General features: G+C 54.5%; 13 protein-coding genes and 4 pseudogenes. 8 read left to right on the forward strand and 9 right to left on the reverse strand.

Annotation, left to right across the window (positions count from 1 at the left end):
• Positions 1-161: 161 nt before the first annotated feature.
• Positions 162-1,121: a glycosyltransferase gene (locus tag GA0061102_RS17935; protein WP_092851689.1), complete on the forward strand. Its 960-nt coding sequence runs from the start codon at positions 162-164 to the stop codon at positions 1,119-1,121.
• A 46-nt stretch (positions 1,122-1,167) separates the two neighbouring features.
• Here GA0061102_RS17935 and GA0061102_RS17940 read toward each other — a convergent pair whose 3' ends face one another.
• Positions 1,168-2,130: an NAD-dependent epimerase/dehydratase family protein gene (locus GA0061102_RS17940; RefSeq protein ID WP_092851690.1), complete on the reverse strand. Its 963-nt coding sequence runs from the start codon at positions 2,128-2,130 to the stop codon at positions 1,168-1,170.
• Complete coding sequence (locus GA0061102_RS17945; protein WP_092851691.1) at positions 2,127-4,727, reverse strand: rhamnan synthesis F family protein; 2,601 nt, start codon at positions 4,725-4,727, stop codon at positions 2,127-2,129. Before GA0061102_RS17945 ends, GA0061102_RS17940 begins: the two co-directional genes overlap by 4 nt.
• 241 nt (positions 4,728-4,968) lie before the next feature.
• On the opposite strand from GA0061102_RS17945, the gene GA0061102_RS17950 reads away from it, so the two are divergent.
• A complete protein-coding gene (locus GA0061102_RS17950; protein ID WP_159432171.1) occupies positions 4,969-6,924 on the forward strand; it encodes a glycosyltransferase family 4 protein in 1,956 nt (651 codons plus the stop codon).
• A gap of 34 nt (positions 6,925-6,958) precedes the next feature.
• On the opposite strand, the gene GA0061102_RS17955 is transcribed toward GA0061102_RS17950, so the two are convergent.
• Both GA0061102_RS17955 and GA0061102_RS17960 read right to left on the reverse strand, forming a co-directional pair.
• A complete protein-coding gene (locus GA0061102_RS17955) occupies positions 6,959-8,074 on the reverse strand; it encodes a glycosyltransferase family 4 protein (protein WP_092851695.1) in 1,116 nt (371 codons plus the stop codon).
• A 553-nt stretch (positions 8,075-8,627) separates the two neighbouring features.
• Positions 8,628-9,659, reverse strand: a complete 1,032-nt coding sequence (locus GA0061102_RS17960) for an IS110 family RNA-guided transposase (RefSeq protein ID WP_092851697.1) — start codon at positions 9,657-9,659, stop codon at positions 8,628-8,630.
• Positions 9,660-9,863: 204 nt separating this feature from the next.
• Between GA0061102_RS17960 and GA0061102_RS17965 the strand changes: the two are divergent.
• A pseudogene (locus tag GA0061102_RS17965) lies at positions 9,864-10,067 on the forward strand (IS110 family transposase); the annotation flags it as partial.
• 61 nt (positions 10,068-10,128) lie between these two features.
• On the opposite strand, the gene GA0061102_RS17970 reads toward GA0061102_RS17965, so the two are convergent.
• Positions 10,129-11,514 carry an O-antigen ligase family protein gene (locus GA0061102_RS17970; protein WP_245298049.1) on the reverse strand — a complete coding sequence of 462 codons (1,386 nt, stop codon included), beginning with the start codon at positions 11,512-11,514 and terminating at the stop codon, positions 10,129-10,131.
• A gap of 154 nt (positions 11,515-11,668) precedes the next feature.
• Positions 11,669-12,244 carry a sugar transferase gene (locus GA0061102_RS17975; RefSeq protein ID WP_092851816.1) on the reverse strand — a complete coding sequence of 192 codons (576 nt, stop codon included), beginning with the start codon at positions 12,242-12,244 and terminating at the stop codon, positions 11,669-11,671.
• A 205-nt stretch (positions 12,245-12,449) separates the two neighbouring features.
• Here GA0061102_RS17975 and GA0061102_RS17980 point away from each other — a divergent pair, with 205 nt between their 5' ends.
• The gene (locus GA0061102_RS17980) at positions 12,450-13,382 is read left to right on the forward strand and encodes an NAD-dependent epimerase/dehydratase family protein (protein ID WP_092851701.1); all 933 of its coding nucleotides are present in this window, start codon (positions 12,450-12,452) and stop codon (positions 13,380-13,382) included.
• A 7-nt stretch (positions 13,383-13,389) separates the two neighbouring features.
• Here the strand turns inward: GA0061102_RS17980 and GA0061102_RS17985 are convergent, their stop codons facing one another.
• Entirely contained in the window at positions 13,390-14,676 is a 1,287-nt protein-coding gene (locus GA0061102_RS17985; protein WP_092851703.1) for a nucleotide sugar dehydrogenase, read from the reverse strand.
• Between the two features lie 305 nt (positions 14,677-14,981).
• Here GA0061102_RS17985 and GA0061102_RS17990 point away from each other — a divergent pair.
• Positions 14,982-15,397, forward strand: a pseudogene (locus tag GA0061102_RS17990) (IS110 family transposase); the annotation flags it as partial.
• Between the two features lie 122 nt (positions 15,398-15,519).
• On the opposite strand, the pseudogene GA0061102_RS17995 reads toward GA0061102_RS17990, so the two are convergent.
• A pseudogene (locus GA0061102_RS17995) lies at positions 15,520-16,056 on the reverse strand (Tn3 family transposase); the annotation flags it as partial.
• 21 nt (positions 16,057-16,077) lie between these two features.
• On the opposite strand from GA0061102_RS17995, the pseudogene GA0061102_RS18000 reads away from it, so the two are divergent.
• Both GA0061102_RS18000 and GA0061102_RS18005 read left to right on the forward strand, forming a co-directional pair.
• Positions 16,078-16,306 (forward strand): annotated as a pseudogene (locus tag GA0061102_RS18000) (ISKra4 family transposase); the annotation flags it as partial.
• 453 nt (positions 16,307-16,759) lie between these two features.
• A complete protein-coding gene (locus tag GA0061102_RS18005; protein ID WP_159432172.1) occupies positions 16,760-17,713 on the forward strand; it encodes an MFS transporter in 954 nt (317 codons plus the stop codon).
• 48 nt (positions 17,714-17,761) lie between these two features.
• Here GA0061102_RS18005 and GA0061102_RS18010 read toward each other — a convergent pair whose 3' ends face one another.
• A complete protein-coding gene (locus tag GA0061102_RS18010) occupies positions 17,762-18,751 on the reverse strand; it encodes a helix-turn-helix domain-containing protein (protein WP_092851707.1) in 990 nt (329 codons plus the stop codon).
• Between the two features lie 266 nt (positions 18,752-19,017).
• Between GA0061102_RS18010 and GA0061102_RS18015 the strand changes: the two genes are divergently transcribed.
• Positions 19,018-21,414, forward strand: coding sequence for an autotransporter domain-containing protein (locus GA0061102_RS18015; RefSeq protein WP_159432173.1), 2,397 nt, complete (start codon positions 19,018-19,020; stop codon positions 21,412-21,414).
• The last annotated feature ends 253 nt before the right edge of the window (positions 21,415-21,667 follow it).

Consider the following 21,667-nt stretch of genomic DNA (forward strand, 5'->3'; position numbering starts at 1 on the left):
GCCGTCTTTTCATCAATGAACCGGCGTGAGGAGAACGTTCGGAAAACATCGTTCCAGCGTTAAAAGATCTGGTTTTCGTCTGCGGACAACTGGAATCGTTCAGAGGAAACCAATAGGATCATGTCTCACGTTTAAAATAGTATACCACAAGGACTTAATCGTTGCGGCTCTTGTTAACCACCTATCACCAGGCTTTCCTTGCCCCCGGGGGGGGCGAGACCGAGCTGCATCAATTAGCCGACTATATCAATGATGTAGGTGTTCGGGCAGATCTCTACGGACCGAATTCGCGACGCCTTAGCGCCTATGACGCTGTTATCCATTTTTCCGCGCATGGCGGCGGGGAAGGGTTGCTGTCCGACATAAAGGCGGCGGGCAAGCCGATTGTCCTTATACCTAACTTCAATTTCTTCGACCAAAAGCATAGCGCGCATGAGGTGGTGCAACGTCATCTGGATCTAGCCGATCTGGTTGTCCTGCGCACAAAGGTGGAGAAGGAACTTTGCCTGAAAAATTTTGCAGTGAATGCAGATAAAGTTGCGATCATACCTCCCGGCATCGCGCCCGGTTTTGCGAAACCCGCTGAAGACGGACTTTTCCAGTCGGCGTACGGTGTTGACCAGTACATTCTCTGGGTTGGACAACTGGCGCAACACAAGCGTCAACTCGAAGCAATCAAAGCCTTGAGGGACAGCGAAATCCCGTTGGTATTTATCGGAGGTTATGCCGACAAGCATTATTACGATAAGTGCCGCGCAGCTGCCGGGGAGAATGTGCGGTTCCTCCCCTTTATGCAGCCTGCATCAGAGATCCTCCGCTCGGCCATGCAAAGTTGCTCGCTCTATCTCGAACTGGGAGACGATTCCCCCGGCTTTTCTTCGTTGGAAGCAGCACTGGCGGGAAGCCCGATGCTCATCAACGACCATCCATGGTCACGGGAAATGTTCGGGGATTCGCTGACCTATATCGAGCCGGGGAACTGGGGCGGACTTGCAAATGCGGTCGAAGTTGCATTGACCCGTGGGGCAAGTGGTCAACTCACGGAGCGCATCCGGCAAAGGCATTTGCAGCCAACGCCGACAAGGCTGTTGGTGGAGCTTTTGGCGCAAACACTGACATGAAACAACCCACGAGAGTCGGAAGGCGGTATTGTATGGTTCCCTTCGCTTAGTTGAGCGAAGAAAACAACCGGGCCGGATCCTCCTGGAGGTCATCGAGCATATGGTAAATGCCAGCCTCGAGGGTAAGTTTTGGCCTCCATCCAAACTCTCTTTCCATTTTTGCTATATCAAGTACGCTGATTGGAATATCAAAAGCGCGGCCGGGCTGACGAACGACTTGCAGTTTCCTTTCTAAGCGTCGTTCTATACTCACCAGAATTTCGTTTATACTACAGCCTTTGCCACTGCCTATGTTGAAAATCGGCGGAACTAGGTCTTGGTTTGGCAGCGCATCGGCCAAAGACAGCAGGCCGCTCACAGCGTCTGAGACGTGAATAAAGTCGCGGACGACCTCACCGTCTCCCCATATCTCGATCGTCTGGTGAGATAGTGCCCGGTGGACCATGGTAGTCAGCACCCCCTGTGGACGTGTAACCAGTTGGCCAGCCCCATAAGGATTTGCTACGCGCGCAATTCGCGTATCCAACCCATAAAGACGATTATAGAATTTGATGTAGGTCTCGGCGGAGACCTTCGAGGCTCCGTATGCCGTGAGGGGGGCAAGCTCATGCGTCTCGGGAACCGGAATGGTATGCAATCTTCCGTATACCGTTCCCCCAGAAGATGTGAAAATCAAACGCCCGCCACTGCGCCGCCGCATTGCCTCAAGAATATTAATCGTCAGTCCAACATTGTCGACTAAATCTTCCAAAGGTTCCGCGTTTGCGGTTTGGGGAATAGTGCTCCAGGCGTAGTTATGTACGATCTCGGCGTCCCCGATCAGCCTATCAAAATCAGATGCAATCGCTGTCGAAAGATTGAGCATTACGACCTTCGGCTGCTTGATGCCCGCACTTGCGGGATACGCCGACCGCACGACGACGGTCACGTCTTCTCCCCGAGCGATCAACGCTCTTGCCACGTGACGCCCGATAAAGCCTGCGCCTCCAAATATAACATGCGATGTCATCTGTTTACGCCAGCCACGTGCGTAGTCGCGTACGCAAAACCCGCCTTTTCCACCGCGAATGGTATCAAGCGCTCAAGTGCGTGGAGGATGGTTCCGTCAATAGGAAGAGGCTCGGCAGGAATTTCCGATAAGTCTAGCTTCATTTCAAATAGCGGCGTAAGCGCCTCTGGTCTCGCCCAAAACATTGTCCCGATCGGAAAGTCAAAATGTGTTGGAAGCGACTTTGTCAAGCCGATCCTTTTCGCCAACTCAATACCTACCGCCTCGTTCAAATCCCAGCCATTCAAGTGAGGATCTTCCGGAAAGACTAGGCCAATATTCGAGTGGTCAGCAAATGCGGCCGCGATAATGTCAAGCATTGGATATTTATTGCCCAACAAATGTTGCCAGGCAAAATTCCGCCAGCGATCGCCCACAGCAGTTTCCACATGGCCGCTCTTTTTTCCGTGGAGGTGCCCGACAATATCGTAATGCCGCCCAAGGCGCTCCGGCATATCCTTAAGGAAGGAAAATATGTCGCGCCCCCTGTTCGGTACGGTCCAAACGTCTTTTGCACTCCATCGTGTTTTATCAAGAGTCGCTTGAATTTCTCGAACCTTTTCCTCACTCGTCGTGGTAATAAAAAGATCCGGCTTCGTCTCATTTACTTCGAGGCATCGTAGAAATTCATCCAACAAATCCGTGTAGTGGAAATGACCGTGGATCGCCACACGCAAGGTAGGTTCTAACACCGCGTCAGACGGCCTGATGACGTAATGGGACCACGGTCCTTCTGGCTTTCCCTTCGCCAAAAAGTCAGTCAAGGGATCTCTGAAACTACCAGAATCATTCGGATTGTTTAGATCGTAAATCAGAGGGTTAAAGCCAACCATCGGCCTGCGAACGAAAATGCCAGCATCTCCGCGGCTCAATGGCCACGCGAGACGTACCCCATTCATATATCGCTTCACGGCAGTGGTGTCGTCGAACGCCGAACCGTGTTCGCCAAAGTAGAATACTTTGTCAAATGCCTTAGCGTCGACAACTCTCGCAACATCCGATTCAATCTGCTTTATTGCCGAAGCTGCTTGCCTTCCCAACTGATCAATCCGCGCGACATATGATTTCATGTCGAATGTCTTTTTGGCATATTGCTTTAGTGACTTTGAGAGCGCACTCAACTCTGCCCTTTTGTCAATTAAATCACCAATGATTTTTGCAGCCCTATCAACCCTAACGTATGGGGCGACTAGGAAGCTTGTCGCAGCGTCTTGTTCCAAAATGTCGGCAAAACCGGTTGCATCTTTAAAGCACAAAATTGGGACCCCCGCGAGAGCCGCGTCAATTGCAACATTGGGAAGCGGATCAATACGAGAGCTCAAAAACAAAAGATCTGCAGCATTAAAATACGGCGTTAGATCATCGACTTCGTCGAGGAACTCAACAACATTCTCAAGTCCGCTTTTCTTGATATGAGCTTCGATAGCGAGCTTGTAGCGCACATCCCCTGGATTGTGGTGGCCTATCCAAATGAACCTGAAATCGTCTCGATTCAACTCTCGATAAAGGAAATCGGCCACTGATACGAACAAGTCCACTCCCTTGCGGTAGGTAACCGTGCCCATACCAAATACGGTAAAACGACCATCCTTGACAAATGGTCTGTCAACAGTCCCGCTTTCTTTCGCAAATCCGTCCGATTTGGCCGGGATGATAGACGGCCCCTGAGGAAAAACTAATACATTGCGCCCGCGCAACAGCGGATACATCGCTTGAGAATCTTCTGCGACAATTCTGGTAGGAAAGACTATGTGAGATGCCTTTTGATAAAGTTCATCCAATGATCCGAGAGGAGGAGAATCCATGGCAAATTCGTGGACAAGCGCCACAACGGGTACGCCAAATTGTTCCAAATGAACAGCCAAAGACTTCGTTACGGAACTATTCGCTACAGCGTACAAGGGCCGATATCGCGCCACGAGTTCCTCGACTAGCGCCCTCCCCTCACACTCGTCCAATGCGACGCCCGGTGGAATGATGATAGTGGCTGCCGCACTTTTTTCAAAAGACGGAAGTATCGAACCCGTCTTCATCACCACTGCTATGACGTTATAACAATCCCTCAGTTCATTGATGATGTTTAGTCCGAGGATAGGTGCACCGGTACGAGTGGCCTCATGCGCAAGAACTAGTACAGTATCGAGGTTCCGGTCAATTTTTGAGTCGTCGTACGCTAGATTGCTGGCTGCGCTGCGGCTCATTCTGCCCTCTGTAAGGCCATATAGCGCGTAGTGTCCGAACAAGGTAAGTTCTGAATTTGCGACGTCTGGATTCTTTTTTGCGTAAAAGACTGGATCAAAATCAGCAGTAGGAGAAAGCCCTTGTTTTTCGCCGATTTCGATATAGTGATCGACGGCTCTCATGCCCAAGCGTCGTGCTTCCTGGGACGAAACATAAAAGTTTTCATCGAAATAGCGTTCAATCGCTCTTTTTTCACGCCTGGAAATATATTTCGCGCCAATTTTCTTTACCTTGACAGTGCCTTCATTTGAAGCTGCCGATGCCCTATTGCCGAATTTTCCGACGAGCCACCGTGTGGCTAAATTCTTAAAAACCATCTATCTGACCCGTTCAGTAGTTTCGCCTTTGGATATACCATTCGAAATCGAAATCCAATCTGCTAAGTGAAAACCTTCCGGACGGGAGTCCTTACCGAGTGGATTGACATATTTCACTCGGTGGACTCCTCCGCTACGATTGGGGGTAGATCGTAATTCAAGACTACAGCAGAGAGCGTCGCGTCAAGGCGACGGCAACAAAGAGGCAGACAAAGGTGGCCGATCGCAAATGATGTCCGAAATGTTCGTATTCAATAAAACGTTTAAGTATGGTGTGCCCAAGTCGCTGATTGGTGTCTGGGTCGGTGCTGGCGCGGGTTTTCAAATGGCCTACAACATTGGCTCCGACGAAGGATTGGACGACCTCATGTATTGGTGGCTGTCTGTCGGTCGTAGCGAATTTCCTGGGGTCAGGGATGTTACAGACCAGAAAATAATTGAGGAGCTCCACCTGGCCCCTATGACAAAGTTTCTGGACGCATCTCATAAAATAGAGTTAACCGGTCTTCTCCAACTTGTTCTACGACATCGTTACGATTTGCAGGCCCTCTGGGATGTTTCTACACAAGAGGGAATTTCTGATTGTTGGGATTGGTGGCTGTCCTATGGCCACAAAGAATACTTTGGACAATCCAATTGGCTTCGAAAAGCAGAGGCAATTTCTTTATTACACTGCACGGCTGAAAACAAATTACCCGATGACTCTTCGTTTACTAGCCTTTTGTACAAACTATTTGTTCATCTTACGGTGTATATGCCCACGGCAATAAATAATAAACAAATATGTTATCGGACTAATATTCCATTGGTGCAAAGAAAAATCACTATCAATCTTGAAAATCCGTCAACGTTTTTAACATTGATTTACATGAACAGGATAGATCTGCGCGAGTTTGCCGATATCTCAACGTTAGAAGGACGAACGCAGATCGAGCAATGGTGGATCTCTAACGGCCGAGCCGAATACTTCGGTCGAGTAGAATCAGACCTAATTTTGGAGCACGACGAAGTCGCTCGCGAGGAATCGGCGGGCAATATATCGAATGCTTCCAACGTATTTGCGACGAAGCATGGAGTCTCGCCGCCCAATTTCTTTAACAATGTTGCACTGATCGGATACCCGAAAGGCGAGTTTGGCCTTGGAGAGGATATTCGGTTGCTGCGGTCATCATTAACTACTGCGGGAATCGTACCGGAAGTTATCCAAGCCCCGTGGCAAATTTCTGCACGTCAAGCAATCGACGAACCCTCCATTGATGCACACTCGGCTACTTTCGACGGTGACGTGATGATCTACGTCATGCCGGCCTTCGATACTCTAACGTTGCTAAACAAAGTCGGCCCTAGCGCCTTCTCTGCTCGCCGAAAAATCGGTTTCTGGCAATGGGAGCTAGAACGGTTTCCGCCGCCCGCCAGAATGGCAATGGAATTGGTCGACGAAATCTGGTGCCACTCCGAACATTCAGCTCGTGCATTTAGAGGCGCGACGGACAAGCCTGTCATCAGGGTGCCGCTGCCTGTGATGGTGCCTGAGCTCCCCACAGTTTCGCGATCAGATTTTGGCCTGGAGGACGACAGCTTCGTCGTCTTTACCAGTTTCGATGGCGCCTCCTCTATCTCACGAAAAAATCCCTTGGGCGCTATCCTTGCGTTTCAATCGGCTTTCCCCCGTGAAACCCACCGCAAGGCGCGGCTGATTGTCAAGGCAATGAATGTGCACGACGATTCGCTTTGGCGCGAATGCATGCGCAAGGCCGCACAGGATCCGCGCATTATCATCCGCAACACGGTCATGGGTCGCCTCGAGTATTACGAACTGCTGCAGTGTTGTGACGTGGTCTTGTCGCTACATCGGGCGGAAGGGTTTGGACGTCTTATGGCGGAGGCGATGGCGCTGGGAATTCCGGTCGTGGCATCCGCATATTCTGGCAATATGGATTTTATGAACGATAAGAATAGCTGGCTTGTGAGCGGCGAAACGCTTCCCGTGCTATTTGGGGACTATCCATTTTATCAGGATCAAATTTGGTTCGAGCCGGATGTAGGTTCGGCGGCGGAAGCCCTTAGAGACTGCGCGAGCAACGCTCAAAAACGCGGACAATTTGTTATCGCTGCCAAGCAGACGATGGATCGTTACAGCACTCAAAATTGTGGGAGCGAATATCTCAAATTATTGAAAAGCAGAGCTTCGAAATGAGGCTCTGCTATACGAATTTTCGCGAAGAACAGGCCTATGGCCGTGCCAACAGGTCCCGATAAAGCTCCGCATAGGCGCTCCCCATGCGCTCTGCGGTGAAATTTTCCTGGTAGCGCGTCCGTGCCGCGCTGCCTTGGTTGGCTGAACGTATGCGGTCATTGGCGATGGCATTCATTGCCATTGCCAAGGCTTCCGCGTCGTTGGGGGGGACGACGAACCCCGTCTTTCCTTCGATATTGACGAAACTCGTTCCGGTTCCGATCTCGCAGGAAATCATAGGTTTGCCGAACATGGCAGCCTCGACTAAGGAAAGGCCAAAGGCCTCCGAGCGCAAATGGGAAGGGAATACGAAGCCGATACACAGTTCAAAAAGGGCAGATTTGTCGATGTCTGGCAACGCGCCAAGAAAGGACACGTTCGCCAGATTGTTGATCCTTGCATATTTATGCAACGAGCGGTCCATCGGACCGTCTCCCACGATGACAATATCCAGATCAGTCCTCTTCGCGGCCTCCAGGAGAATATGGACGCCTTTGTAGTAGCGCAGAACACCGACAAAAAGGAAGAAAGGCCGAGGTAGACGCTGGCGCCAGCGCGCCATAGTGTCTTCTTCCGCCCTGGGGTATTCAGCTTCGTCGAGCCCCAATGGAATGACGACCGTCTTCGCTTTGTAACGCTGCAGTACATCGCTGGTTGCGAGATAGTTCGGCGACGTGGCGACGATCCTGTCGGCGCTATCGAGGAAGCGGTGCATCAGCGGCCTGTACAGTTTCAACAGAAACTTTTGCTTCACGATATCGGAGTGGTAGGTAACAACGGTCGGCTTATGGGGAGGATGAACAAGATGAACTAAGTCCATCAGTGGCCAGGGAAAATGGTAGTGAACAATATCGGCCATATTTGACAGCTCGCGAAACCTTCCGAAGACGTCGCGCGAAAATCCAGTTGATGCAAACTCAAAATCGAGCTTGGATTTATAGGCCATGTACCCATGAAATCTGACTGTGTTTTCCGTTGGAATTTTGCTTAGCGATAGGACGTCGAATTCTATACCCTTTGTGGCGGCGCCCTTGATGATCGCATGAATCGTCCGCTCGACACCTCCGAAGGTATCTGGCCAATACGTCTTGAAGAAATGTAGGACCCGCATTTTATTCCCGCGCAGAATAACTTAGCTCGTTGTCGGCTGGCTTGTTGTTGTTCCACTCGTTCACGACCGCGACAATCGCGGCCTTGGGACGTGCTGGAAAAACCGATATAGAGCAAGCCGTGGAAAATGATAGTCGCTACGCGTTTGTCAACCTAGAAGACGCGCGTGAAGGTCGAGAACCAGCTTCCGCATGATGTGATCGCCGGGCTGAAAAACCTGAGGCCGCGGCCGCCGTTTCGCTCTTCCGGTGTCGCTTTCACTTCCTGATTTCAATCGGAGAAAAGTCCTATATCCTGTTGATTTCCGCTGAGAACTGATGGAGTTGTCTAATCGCGGCTGGGCGTCAAGCGTTAAGTTGTCGAGGCGGTGCTGCCAGGTGCATGGTTGTCTTCGCGGTCGACATCAGTCGCCGCATGATGGAGCTTCGCGGGACGAGCCTTCAATGTGGACGACGCATTCGGCTGAGACAGCGATGCAACCCCATCAACGGAATGGCTCGGCTCACGTCCCGGCAGGGACGCTTCAAGTGCTCAGTTTTGAGCCCTATTCGATACTATGCTGTCACTGTCACTCCCGTATTTGGATTGAAGAGCTCTCCGGTCTTGAGCATGGTGTGCATGATGACCGCAAGCTTTCGTGCGACGGCCACAGCAGCTCTTTTGAAGCCGATCCTCTCGCGGAGTTGAAGCCCCCATGTTTGCAAGGAACTCTGCACGGAGCTGCGCGTAAGAATGACCGACGCTGCTTCGTAGAGAAGCCCACGCAGATGGCGGTCGCCGCGTCGGGATATATGGCCGTCGTAATCGACTTCGCCGGATTGGTAGCGTCGCGTGGTGAGGCCGATCCACGCGCCCACGGACCGAGACTTCCTGAAGTTTCCCGGCTCTTCAATGGCAGTCGCGAAAGAGGTTGCAGTGATTGCTCCCACGCCGGGGATGGACATAAGGATACGGCAGGCTTGGCTTTGGCGGGCATCAGCGACCAACTTGCGCCCGAGGTCCGCGGCGCGGGCACGCAGGCCTTTCCAGGCGTCGAGAAGCGGTAGCACAATATGAGCGAGATCATGATCGCTGGAGACAAGATCTCGAACATTCTTCTCAAACACGCTTCCTTTGCCTGCTGGAACGACCAGGCCGAACGTTTTCATGATGCCGCGAATCTGATTGGAAAGTTCGGTCGTCATATGGACTAACCGGGTGCGCGCCGCGACAAGCGTGCGCGCTAACATGCTGTCGAACCCCTTCACGCGGACCTCTCGGAAGAATCCAACTTCGGCCAGGTGCGCCAATCCATCGGCGTCATTCGCATCCGTTTTGTTCGTCGCCATGTCGAGCGCCGCTTTGGCGTGTCGTGCATCGATGCAGATGACAGGCAGGCCCTCTGCTCGAAGCGCATGATAAAACCACACCGAGAGCGGTCCCGTTTCAAACACCACGAGTTTCACCGTGGGTGCGCGTTTGCGTATAAGTTCGGCAATGACGTGAGGATCTGATATGCATTTCCCCCGCCAAACACGCACGCCTTCTCGGCGGATTGCAACTGCAGTCTCTTTCATTGATACATCGAGGCCGATATACTCTGTCATGGCTGTTCTCCGTTGATGCTGGGCCCGGCGTCCAGTCGAGAGCCCGTACTTCATCTTATCGGGGAACAGCCGCCATCCAAGATCATGATCGGATCGAGAGGGGCATCGCTCCCGCGATTACCCCATGTGGATGCCCCCTCCCGACGGCATCGCAATGTGCCAGAGTGATGTTCGCCAGAACGTCACTTAGAGGAGAGAGCATCCATGAAGGAAGTTAGCATTGTTGGCCTGGACCTAGCAAAGCGGGTGTTTCAGGTTCATGCCGCTCGAAGCGATGGCGCTGTTGTATTGCGCAGGAAGTTGTCGCGTGACCAAGTCGTTGTATTTTTTACGGAACTACCCAAATGCACGGTTGCGATGGAGGCCTGCGCCACAGCGCATTACTGGGCGCGTGAGATAGGCAAGCTTTGACCTGCTGATCTGAACCACCGAGGCTCTAATCGCCGCCGGATGAAAGTTCAGTGGCAGGTCATGCTCTCACGACCGCTTCTTTCCATTCCCCTTTAGATATCGTCAAATACTCCCCCTTCAACCGCATGTGGCACCAGCAGGCGAAGGCGGAGCTTGCGAAGGCCAGGCTTTCGCCGATCGCCAGGCGGTTGTTGGAGTTGCTGAGGAGCGTCAATGAGAAGAAGAAAAGGCAGGCGATGTAGGCGTGCCATGCAGCGCGCGGAATGATGCCTGCCTTGCGGGCGCGCCAGACGGCGCGGATGAAGGTGGCGAGCATGAAGCCCATGATTGTCGCGCCGAACAGGCCGAAGCGCACCAGGATTTCCAGGTAGCCATTGTGCAGCAATGTGTATTGAACATGCGAATAGCGCGTCTCGGCCCAGCGCTCGAGCCATTGATTGCCCCAGCCGAAGATCGGCGCGGAGGAGAAGACTTCCCAGCTGTTGGACCAGAGCTGCAGGCGCTCGTCCATCGATACCGGGGTGTCGGACGAGCTGATGGTGGTCGTCATCACGCCGCCCAGATCGTGGCTGCCGGTGACGTTTTGCACCATGGAAAGCGCTGCCGACACAGTAGGGCCTGCGGTCTTGTCGAGATTGTGTCTTACGCCATAGATGCCCGCCACCAGCAAGACAGCAACGGCGACGATGGCGATAATGCCGCTCTTCATGCGCAGATAGGTCAGCGTAACCAGCGCCAGCACCGGCATGGTGATGCCGAGCGCCAGCCAGACGCCTTTCGATTTGGCGCCGTAGATGGCGATGAAACAGAGCGCGAAGATGAAGGGCGAAACGATATAAGCGAAACGCGCGATGCGGCGATCGCTGGATTTTTCCGTTAGATAATGCAGCAGCCAGAACACGGTGAAGATTATGATCATGCCGCAGGCGACGGCACCGTGGATCTGGTTGTTCATGATCAGCGGGCGGATGGTCTCGCCGGCGAAGACTTCGCGCAGATGCTGGGTGGCGACTAGCATGATGAGGACCATGGCGAAATAGGCCGCGACGATCTTTTCCATCAGCTCTTCATAGAGTAGGAAGCCGACACTCAGGATCGGAAAGAAGAAGGTGAAGGCATAGAGCCAGTCCGAAGCGCCGATGTCGTGCTGCGGCGTCAGCCAATAGATGATGGCGAAACGGACCATGACATAGGCGGCCCAGCCCATGCAGAGCCAGCCGATCCAGTCCGTGCGCGGTTTAAGCGGCGCTTTCAGATAGAAGTAGAGAGCGATCATCGACAGGATCGCCGTCGCATAGCGGTAGGCGTCGCTTTCGACGACGGTTGGCGAAGCCATGAGCAGCCAAAGCAGGCCGCCGATGATTGCCATGGATTTTGGCATGACGCTTGCGGCCGTGGTGATGCCGGGAGGACGGGTCGCGAGATCGGCCGGCGATGTGTTCACGCGTGAGCTATCCAATGTTGTCGTTCCCCTGTCGTCCACATCGATCCCCTATCCAGCCAAAGCATTCATGACGGCCCCTAAGATCGCAAAGAGGCAGGAATGCGGCTTTCTTGCGGCCAAGCTTTACCGGCCTGACAGTTTCACCCAATGCTTGCTAATGCGTCACGCCATCGCGCCGAACCACCTTCAATGCCGTCAGAGCGATGATCTTGAGATCGAAAAGGAAGGAGCGCTGGCGCAGATAATCCTCATCGAGCGCCACTTTCTGCGGGATCGGTAGCTCGTCGCGGCCATTGACTTGCGCCCAGCCGGTGAGGCCTGGCGGCAGCGCGTCGATGCCGCGCTTGGTGCGTAGCGCAATCAAATCATGCTGGTTGAACAGCGCCGGGCGAGGGCCGACGACGCTCATTTCCCCCTTCAGAATGCACCAGAGCTGCGGCAGTTCGTCCAGGCTGGATTTGCGCAGGAAGGAGCCGATCGGCGTTAGATAGGCGCCGGCATCCTTTAGCAGATGCGTGGCGACCGCGGGCGTGTCGGTCCGCATGCTGCGAAACTTCGGCATGCGGAAAATCTGATTTTGGCGGCCGACCCGGTCCGACCAGTAAAGAATGGGGCCGGGGGAGGTCAGCCGCACGGCGACCGCGACCAGCAGGATCGGGATGGAAAAGACGACGATAGCCGCAAAGGCGGCGAGGAAGTCGAAAAGGCGCTTGGCGATCGTATAGGGCATCGTCTCTGATAGTCTTACCGGCGCCCGTTTCGCGGCGCCGATGATGGTTTCTGTGCAGTCCATCTCATATCAGGCATTTCTGCACAATCGTTCCGGCCACGAATTTTCCGAGCCTGTCCTTCCGGGATGCCTTGTTCCTCACTGAGGTAATGTGCGAAGCATGGTCTGAACGGACGCATGGGCGTCATTGAGGGACGATGGGCGCATGATCCTGGTCACGGGTGCGACGGGTTTTGTTGGGCAGGCGTTGTGCGCCGAGCTTTCCCGGCGACAGATGGTTTATCGTCCGGTCAGCCGTGCACCAAAGCCGGGCTTTGTTGCTATGGGTACGTTCAATGGTGCGACCGATTGGGCGAGAGCGCTCGCAGACGTCGAAACCGTCGTGCATTTGGCGGCGCGCGTGCACGTCATGAATGACACCTCGTCAGATCCGCTCGCCGCCTTTCGCGCCGCCAATGTCGATGCCACGGTCAATCTGGCTCGGCAGGTGGCTCGGGCCGGTGCAAAGCGCTTCATCTTCCTGAGCTCGATCAAAGTCAACGGCGAGGCGACTGTCCCGGGCAGGCCGTTCACGGCGTCCGACATGCCGCATCCCGAGGATCCTTACGGCCAATCGAAGTGCGAGGCGGAAGAGGCGCTCTTTGCCATCGGCGCGGAGACGGGCATGGAGATCGTCGTCATCCGCCCGCCACTGGTCTACGGGCCGGGCGTCAAGGCGAATTTTGCGAGCCTGATGAAATGGGCCGGGCGGCTGTTTCCCTGGCCTTTCGGGCTCGTCACCAACCGCAGATCGTTGGTTTTCGTCGGCAATCTCGTCGATTTCATCCTGCTCTCGACGCATCATCCCGCTGCCGGACATCGGGTGTTCCTGGTCAGCGACGGAGCCGATCTTTCCATCGGCGAACTGGTCTGCAAGCTTTCTGCGGCAATGGGGCGGACAACCCTGTTGCTGCCGATCCCGCCGCGTTTGCTGGAAGGGCTGGCGACGCTGCTCGGCCGTCGCGCGGCGGCACGGCGCCTTCTCGGTTCGCTGCAGGTCGACATCGACGAGACGGTGGCGATCACCGGCTGGTCGCCACCCTATTCGGTCGATGAGGGGCTGCGATTGACGGTCGCTGCCTCGTCAAGAGACCGCTAAGTGGCGCTTATAGGCTCCAGACGGCGTGCCCGTCGAGCCGTGGATTGTCGCGTTCCAGTGCTGCCTTCACGTCGACCACGACGCCGTTTTCGCCCAGTAGATTGAGAATCTCCGCCGCACTATCGGCCAGATAGGATTTGTGCGGTACGGCAAGCACGATGGCGTCGAGCCTGCCGAAATCGTCAAGTGCCGCCAGCCGCACGCCATATTCCTCTTCTGCCTCATAATGGTTGGCCATTGGGTCGTGCACCAGCGGCTTGATGCCGAACTGGTGCAGCTCGCGGATGATGTCGGGGACGCGGCTGTTGCGGAGATCCGGCACGTTTTCCTTAAAGGTCAGGCCAAAAATGCCGATCCGGGCGCCGTTGATCGGCTTTTGCGCCGAAACCAGCATCTTGATCAGCTTCTGGGCGATGAAGGCGCCCATCCCGTCATTGATGCGCCGGCCGGAGAGGATGACTTCGGGGTGGTAGCCGAGTTCCTCGGCCTTGGCCGTCAGATAATAGGGGTCGACGCCGATGCAATGGCCACCGACAAGGCCGGGCGTAAACGGCAGGAAATTCCATTTCGTCCGCGCCGCGTTTAGGACGTCCGCGGTACGGATATCCATCTTTTCGAAGATGATCGATAGCTCGTTCATCAGCGCGATGTTGAGGTCGCGCTGAGTGTTTTCGATCACCTTGGCCGCTTCCGCCACTTTGATGCTAGGCGCCTTATGAATGCCGGCCTCGACCACCGCGCCATAGACGGCGGCGATCCTCTCCAGCGTCTCCTCGCTGTCGCCGGCGACCACCTTCACGATGCGTTCGAAGGTATGTTCCTTGTCGCCGGGATTGATCCGTTCCGGCGAATAGCCGAGGTGAAAATCCTCGCCCTGACACAGGCCGGAGACTTCGGCGAGCACGGGGCCGCAGACATCCTCGGTGACGCCAGGATAGACGGTCGATTCATAGACGACGATGCCGCCCTTCTTCAGAGCCTTGCCGACGGTGCGCGAGGCGGAAATCATCGGGCGCAGATCCGGCTGCCGGTTGCGGTCGATCGGTGTGGGAACGGCGACGATGAAGATGTCGCGGTCGCGCAGATCCTCGATGTCGCTGCTGATGCGCAGCCTGCTTTCCTTCAGACGTTCCGGCGAAACCTCGCGCGTGTCGTCCTCGCCCGCGTTCAAGGCCGCGACGCGGGACGCCTTGATATCGAAACCGACGACATCGGGAAATTTCCCGGCCAGGGCAATCGCGACGGGCAGTCCGACGTAACCCAGGCCGATCACGGCAATTTTTTCGCTCAACACATTCTACCTCGAACAATCGACCTGAATTAGCGCATATCCGAGCTGCATGTCAGCGCAAATCTTTGCCGTGCCGTGCCAATTCAGGCGCATGTGAGATCAATGTGAATATCAGGCGGAGGCTTTGCAATAGTCGGGTCGGCGAGGCGGTGTCGTATGTCGCCCATCGCCTTGAGACATGGGACAATCGCGGGGCGATCTCCTCGGGCCATTTTCTGTTGATGCAGGTAGGGTGGTTGCCTCCGATAAGATGGGAATACGGGCTTCCGATCGGCACCGGCCCCAAACATCATTCGTTGGAGGCAACCATGAACCAGTATATTGGGCTCGACATTTCCTTGAACGACACCGCGATCTCAATCCAGCAAGGCGGCAAACGCATCTGGCGCGGCAAGTGCCCTTCGGACCCAGGCTGCTGGCAGATATGATCCGCAAGCATACGCCGCATGCCAGACGCGTCGCCTTCGAGACCGGGCCGTTGTCGACGTGGTTTTGTCACGCCCTGACGGCCGAGGGGATACCGGCGATCTGCATCGAGGCCCGGCATGCGCAGAAGGTTTTGAGCGAGACGCTCAATAAGACCGATGCCAACGATGGGGACGGGTTGGCGCAACCGGCGGAAGCCGGCTTCTACAAGACCGTCCGGATAGAAGCGTTCGACAGCATGCCGACGCGCATGCTGGTCAGGGCACACAATCAGCTCCTGAGCCTTTCGTTCCAGATGGGTCCGTTTGCGGAAGGGGGCGAAATACCACCTCTCGCCCGACTTGATCGGATGCGACGCAGCTAGGCGTCACGACATCACGAAAGTGCTGGATTTGTCTGGCTTTTGAGAACATAGGGTGATCACGCCGCGAGGATGGAGCTTTCCCGCCGCAACGGCCTAAGATCGAGGCTGTCCGTCGGGGTCCAGATGTAATCAGCGGTCAGACTGATATGCTGCCAACCGAGCGGGGTAATATGTTTGATCACATTCGGCGGCGTGGGAATTCCTCCCGGTTGAGCTCGGCGAATACCGGTTCGAGATAGAGCGTGTTCCAGTAGACAATGGCGTTGATCAGCAGGTTGAGGCCGGATGCTCGGTAGAATTGGCTTTCGAATGTGTGATCGCGCAATTCCCCCGAGACGGTTGAAGAATATCGCTCGGGCAAGGGTGTTCTGGGCCTCGCTCTTGTTGAGGCCGGCGGTTGCGTTTCTGCGCATCTCCGGGTTCTGCCACCATTGCGGGAGGAAAATTGGCCGATTGATGCGGCCAAGATCGCGCAGCGTCAGCGCCAGGCCGTTCTGTCGCGGGAGCGCCGACAGCCTGGCAAGTAGGGTCGAAGGTCGGACCTGGCCGGAACGGATCGTCGTGATCAGGCGAAGGATGTCATTCCAATTTGCCTAACACTTTCGTGTCGTTACGCCGGAGAGTGGATATCCTCTGCCTTCGCCGAGGCCACCGTCAACGCCGTTATCTCGAGGCGGCTCGCTAAAAGGCAGCAAATGCAATGGAGCAAGACAGGAGCGCTATCTTCTCCTCCAAACCCGCACCCAGACCCTCGACGGCTCGTGGCGGTTGACTTTCAAGAAATGGTATCCGGGCATGGCAAACGACGATCAGAAGCCAGACGGAACAGCGCTCGCCGCCTAACTACCACACAATTCCTCATGCTCTCCTCTTTGGACTTCAAAAAGTTAACAAAGCATAAAAATGCACCCGTTCACGGCATTGCTTCAACCAACTGAAAGGTTTGCGACAAGCCCGATTCCATGCCTTGCCAGCCCATGACATACCAGCTCAAATTCATTGAAGAATGTCATTTTTGAATGTAGTGCGTAAGCTGGCAATTCAGCGGTTTGCGCGACTTTACAGGCAACTATGGCTTCGAACCACGTTACACCACTACTTCCTATTTTTACGACCGCTGGCATCATCTTAGGCGCGCATGGATTGCAGTTAACGTTCGTTGCTGTTCGAGGGGCGCATGAGGGCTTTCCGGCTACAGTTATCGGCGTCATGAGCGCCGTATACAGTGTAGGATTTGCCTTGGGTTGCCCTTGCGTTTCACGGCTCTTTTTCGGAATGGCCCAGAAGCGGGCGCTCATGCTGCTGGCCGTTGTCGCCTCGATTCTGACGGCATCAATGGTCCTGACGAATGAGCCAAGCGTCTGGATCGTCATTCGCTTTCTGTCCGGCTTTGCTTACGCAAGCCTGCTCGCGGTAATAGAAAGCGAGATCAATGCGAATGTCAGCAACACTTACAGAGCGCGTGCTCTGTCCATTTATCGGCTCATCAGCCTCGGTACAGTCGCACTTGCGCAGCAGGTCATCCCTTCTGTCGGGGTGGATGGTCCTGCAGTTTTCTTCATCATATCGGGTGCCATCTTTATGTCGCTGGTCCCGATCTCGTTGATAAAAACCTCCGGTCAGGCGAGCTCAATGGAGTTGAGGGTCAATTTCGTGCGTGCATGGCATATCAGTCCCATTGCGGTGCTAGGGGCAATTGCTGTTGGCCTTACCGTCACAACATTTCGTTCGATGGGGCCGGTGTATGCGCATGCAATCGGGCTGACGCCAGCCGAGATCGCTAATTTTATGAGCGCAGGCATTTTAGGCGGATTGATATTGCAATATCCACTCGGCCTGTTTTCGGATCGCTCGAACCGCGTCACAGTCATTCTTTTGACGATGATCGGTGCTATTGCGACGGAAGTGTTCCTCGCGGCTTTCGCCGATGTGGGCCAAGCTCTTATTATCGCTGGAGCTGTAATGTTCGGCGCATTCAGCTTTCCCTTGTATGCACTGTGCGCCTCTCATGGCAATGATCGTGCCGAAAAGGGTGACTATGTCATGCTTGCGTCGACACTGCTGTTCTTCATATCCATTGGAGGCGCGCTAGGGCCGCTGATGGTCTCAGCCATCATGCAAAGCGAAGGGCAGGCCTCGTTTTTCTATTATATGATGGCAGTCCACGGGCTCGTGAGCGCTTATGCAATCTATGAACTGTCTATAAAGCCCCGAAAGGCACGAATGAGCCGCGAGGTTGAAAGATCATAGCCCTGCGCATGTGGCATTCGCTGCCCGACAGCTCCTCATGCCTTTCCGTTAAGAGGCATTCAATGCCCTGATCCAGCCGTCGAAATCCGAAGAGGATGCGGTATCGTTGTTCGAATTGCCACCATCGAGTTGACGTCGATATTGCCCGGGGGACATGGCAAAAAATTCGGAAAACGTTCGGATCGCGTGGCTCTCGTTTGCAAAACCGACCTGATGACAGAGTGTGCTGACGCTGAAACGTACCATTTCCGGCATTGCGAGCAGCTGGCGCAACTTCTTTGCTCTGGTCTTCTGTACATATCGTGAGATCCCGCCTGCGGGCTTGAACAGTTCATAAAGGCGGGTGCGCGAAAGGTTGGCTTTTTTGGCGATCCATTCGGGTGAAAGTTCACGTTCGGCAAGGTGGGCATTCACCAGCAGCTTGACGCGCTCCATGGCTTCGTTGGCATCGCGGGGACGGGATTGTTCGTCCGGATCCAGCGCAAGCGCCAACGCCTGGCGGAACATCTGTGTAACACGTCTGGCGACTGTCGGCTCGTTCAGAAGATTTCGGCGCATCAGCGAAGCCATCATATCTGCGAGGATAGAGGATTTCTGCCCGTCAAGAATGGAGCCGTGCAGGCCGTCAACATTGTTCTCGACGGTCGCCAGCATGTCGGGCGCTAAGGAAAATGTCAGATAATGACAGTCGACCAGCGTCGTACGTTGAGGCTTGGTCATGTCGAAAAGAATGATTTCACCGGCACGAACCGAAGTTCTATGGCTTGGCGTCTCCACCAGAAGCTGCCCTGAAAGATTGAGCTGCAAGACGAAATGCTCAAAACCGTCAGCACCGGCACGGCGCAAGGATCGCTCGTGAGTAACCCCGTTTAGGTGGCGATCGAACATGACAAGTTTACCGAGACGCTTTGCCACGATGTGGGCGTAAAAATCGGTCCCGTTAGTTTCCACATCCGACCCGCCAGTGTAAAGCGCTCTATAAGCATCGAAACTCTGATCTTGATGCAAATCCAAACTGTCGAAAACGAAAGACGTCATTTCTTAACCAAGTGAAATGGCCATGCCAAGGCAAGCAAAGTGTATTGTTTGATGCCTACTTCAGAAATATAAAATATGACATAAAAGTCACATTAGTCAGTTATACTCTAAAACTACAGTAACAAACCGCTTTCTGGACGTCCAGACGATTAATGCGGACGCTCAGGCATGTTCGACAAATAAGCCCGCTGCTACCCATTCGCCAGATTTCAATATCCGCGCCGTTTCAAAATGAGACCAGGCGTGGCGATAGGGGCATAGGCAGCATGAACAAGACGTTAGACACACACCGTTCCGGCAACGCACAGCATATGAAGATGCTGTTCAATACGACGTCTTTTCTCGTGCTGGCTCTCGCATCTCCCACATTCGCGGGTCCCGCCGAACCCGTATCTGTGGGGCAGAGCAATTCAGGCGTCACATTCGATATATTCACGCCGCCGAATACGAATCGTAATTACATTGGCGGCCTAAGCGGTGACGGCTCCTCACTGGTGGTCAATAACTACGATCTTAGTGCTAGAAGATGGGTGCCTTACATCTGGCGGGATTCCGAGGGTTCCGCTCTTGTTGCGACACAAGATGTTCAAGCGCGCGCGATCAATTATGACGGATCCGTGTACGTCGGTTCCACAATGTCTTCGTCTACCGAAGTGACACATGCGGCCCGCATAACGGCTTCAGGTATGGAGGATCTGGGAACGCTTGGTGGAACCTATGCGGTAGCCATTGGTGTCAGCGATGATGGAAGTGCGGTGACGGGCCTTTCATATTTGACGGGTAACGGTGCCGCGCACGCATTTTACTGGTCCACGTCCACAAATCGTCTTTTGGATATTGGCACGTTAGGTGGAATCCAATCGCTTGGGCTGGCCATCAGCGGTGATGGAACCACGGTAGTCGGGCAGTCATCCCTAAACCCCGACGAGGTGCACGCATTCCGCTGGCAGGTTAATGGCCAGATGACGGACTTGGGAGTACTCGACGGTGACGATTCTTCTCAGGCGGTTGCTGTAAGTAAAAATGGCAGCGTCGTGGCGGGCAACTCTTCTTCCAGTCAAGAAGAAACGTCCAGAGTTTTTCGCTGGACGCAGGCGGGCAACATGGTCGATATCGGCACCCTCGATATTGGAGGTCAGCATGATAGCAAAAACACCAATTTTGGTGCGCTGAGCCGCGATGGCAGTACAATCGTGGGTACCGTTTCAGTGTATCCCACCAGCGGTGGAAATTACGAGCGGGCCTATCGCTGGCATGTTGGCGATGACGGTGTTAGGGGCTCTATGGAGCAACTGGGAACGCTTGGCGGGCGCTATAATCGTGCGTATGCTGTCAGTGCCGATGGCAATGTTATCGTTGGGCAAGCCAGCACTGCAAACATTGGCAACGACAACCCTGAAAAATTTCATGGATTCCGCTGGACGGCAGCCACCAATACGATCACCGTCGACGATTGGTTGAGAAGCAATGGCGTCACGCTGGCGTCGGATGTTACTCAGACTGCCGTGGCCGTTTCCAGTGATGGCAGTGTCGTTGCCGGCACCACATATGATGGTAAGTTTTATTATGCCCGTGTCAGACCTGCTGAGACTGGCTCTACTGGGGCAGGCTCGACGGGGGCGGGTTCTACTGGGACAGGCTCGACGGGGACGGGTTCTACTGGGACAGGCTCTACTGGCACGGGCTCTACTGGGACAGGTTCTACTGGCGCGGGCTCTACTGGCACGGGTATCATCGTTGCCGAGCAGTTCGTTCCGACCGTTCAAAGCGCAGCTATTACGCCCAGCAACACGCAGCTAAGCTACGCGAACACGGCGATGTTCGGTGCCGAAGGCAGTCCAATGCGCAACCTTCTCAACGCGGGCCAGCGCTCCGCTTGGGGTACAGTCGACTCTGGATATGACAAGAGCAAAGCTGCCGATGGCGGTTTCGCGCTTGGTGAATTCGGTCTCGGCTACGGTATTGCCGATGGTGTCACCGGACGTCTTGCAATCGGCGGCACATACACCAAGCAAGATCTCGTTAGCGGCGGCGATTTCAATTTCAAGGGCTTCTATATTTCCCCGGAAGTGACCGCAAATGTTGGTGGCAATTTCTATGTGACACTCGGTGGTTACTACGCTTTGGGTAAAATCGATATCCACCGCGGTTATCTCAATGGTTCGTCAACGGACTTTTCCGACGGCAACACCGACACGCAGACCTGGGGCGGCAAGCTTCGTCTCGACTGGCTGAACGCAGCCACCATCGCTGACACCGCAATCACCCCCTATATCGCTCTGTCCCGCGCGAACAGCAAGGTCGATGCCTATACCGAAAATGGAGGTTCTTTCCCTGTTGCTTATGACGAAATGAACGACCATTCGACGATCGCGCGCCTGGGTGCCGACTATGTTCACCCGCTCACTGAAAACGTCAACCTTCTGGCACGTACGGAAGTGGCCCACCGCTTTGAGAACCGGTCGTCTGACGCAAGCGCGGAAATTATCGGCCTGTCATCTGTCGATCTGCCGGGTCAGGATCTCAAGCAATGGTGGGTCCGTGGTGGTCTCGGCGCCGAATTTGCCGTCAGTAGCGGTACTGCCTCGCTGATGGTCAATGCCTCGACTGAAGGCGGCGATCCGCGCGTATGGCTTCGCTCTGGCTGGAAGGTGAATTTCTAAATTTCAACCCAGAAAATCGTGCTTTGCACGATGAAATTATTACTAAAATAGCAACGACGGGAGGTGACTGCTCACCTCCCGTCGTTGCTTACTTCTGGTGTTCCGCGTACACTTTTGGCTGCCGTTATCGCAAAAGGGGCGACCTTCATCCTCCTAGCTAATGCCCGTCCACAAACGGTAAGCTACTGAAATTATTGAATGAATCTCGATATTTGGCGGACGAAGTCCGGCGGTTTCAAGTACACTTTAGATC

Source organism: Martinezella miluonensis (genome assembly GCF_900094545.1).
Taxonomy (GTDB): Bacteria; Pseudomonadota; Alphaproteobacteria; order Rhizobiales; family Rhizobiaceae; genus Rhizobium; species Rhizobium miluonense.

Excerpts from the sequence above, each read along its gene's own strand:
- GA0061102_RS17940 (WP_092851690.1), bottom strand. The coding sequence starts at position 2,130 with ATGACATCGCATGTTATATTTGGAGGCGCAGGCTTTATCGGGCGTCAC.
- GA0061102_RS17945 (WP_092851691.1), bottom strand. The coding sequence starts at position 4,727 with ATGGTTTTTAAGAATTTAGCCACACGGTGGCTCGTCGGAAAATTCGGC.
- GA0061102_RS17950 (WP_159432171.1), top strand. The coding sequence starts at position 4,969 with ATGTTCGTATTCAATAAAACGTTTAAGTATGGTGTGCCCAAGTCGCTG.
- GA0061102_RS17955 (WP_092851695.1), bottom strand. The coding sequence starts at position 8,074 with ATGCGGGTCCTACATTTCTTCAAGACGTATTGGCCAGATACCTTCGGA.
- GA0061102_RS17960 (WP_092851697.1), bottom strand. The coding sequence starts at position 9,659 with ATGACAGAGTATATCGGCCTCGATGTATCAATGAAAGAGACTGCAGTT.
- GA0061102_RS17975 (WP_092851816.1), bottom strand. The coding sequence starts at position 12,244 with ATGCCCTATACGATCGCCAAGCGCCTTTTCGACTTCCTCGCCGCCTTT.
- GA0061102_RS17980 (WP_092851701.1), top strand. The coding sequence starts at position 12,450 with ATGATCCTGGTCACGGGTGCGACGGGTTTTGTTGGGCAGGCGTTGTGC.
- GA0061102_RS18005 (WP_159432172.1), top strand. The coding sequence starts at position 16,760 with ATGCTGCTGGCCGTTGTCGCCTCGATTCTGACGGCATCAATGGTCCTG.
- GA0061102_RS18010 (WP_092851707.1), bottom strand. The coding sequence starts at position 18,751 with ATGACGTCTTTCGTTTTCGACAGTTTGGATTTGCATCAAGATCAGAGT.
- GA0061102_RS18015 (WP_159432173.1), top strand. The coding sequence starts at position 19,018 with ATGAACAAGACGTTAGACACACACCGTTCCGGCAACGCACAGCATATG.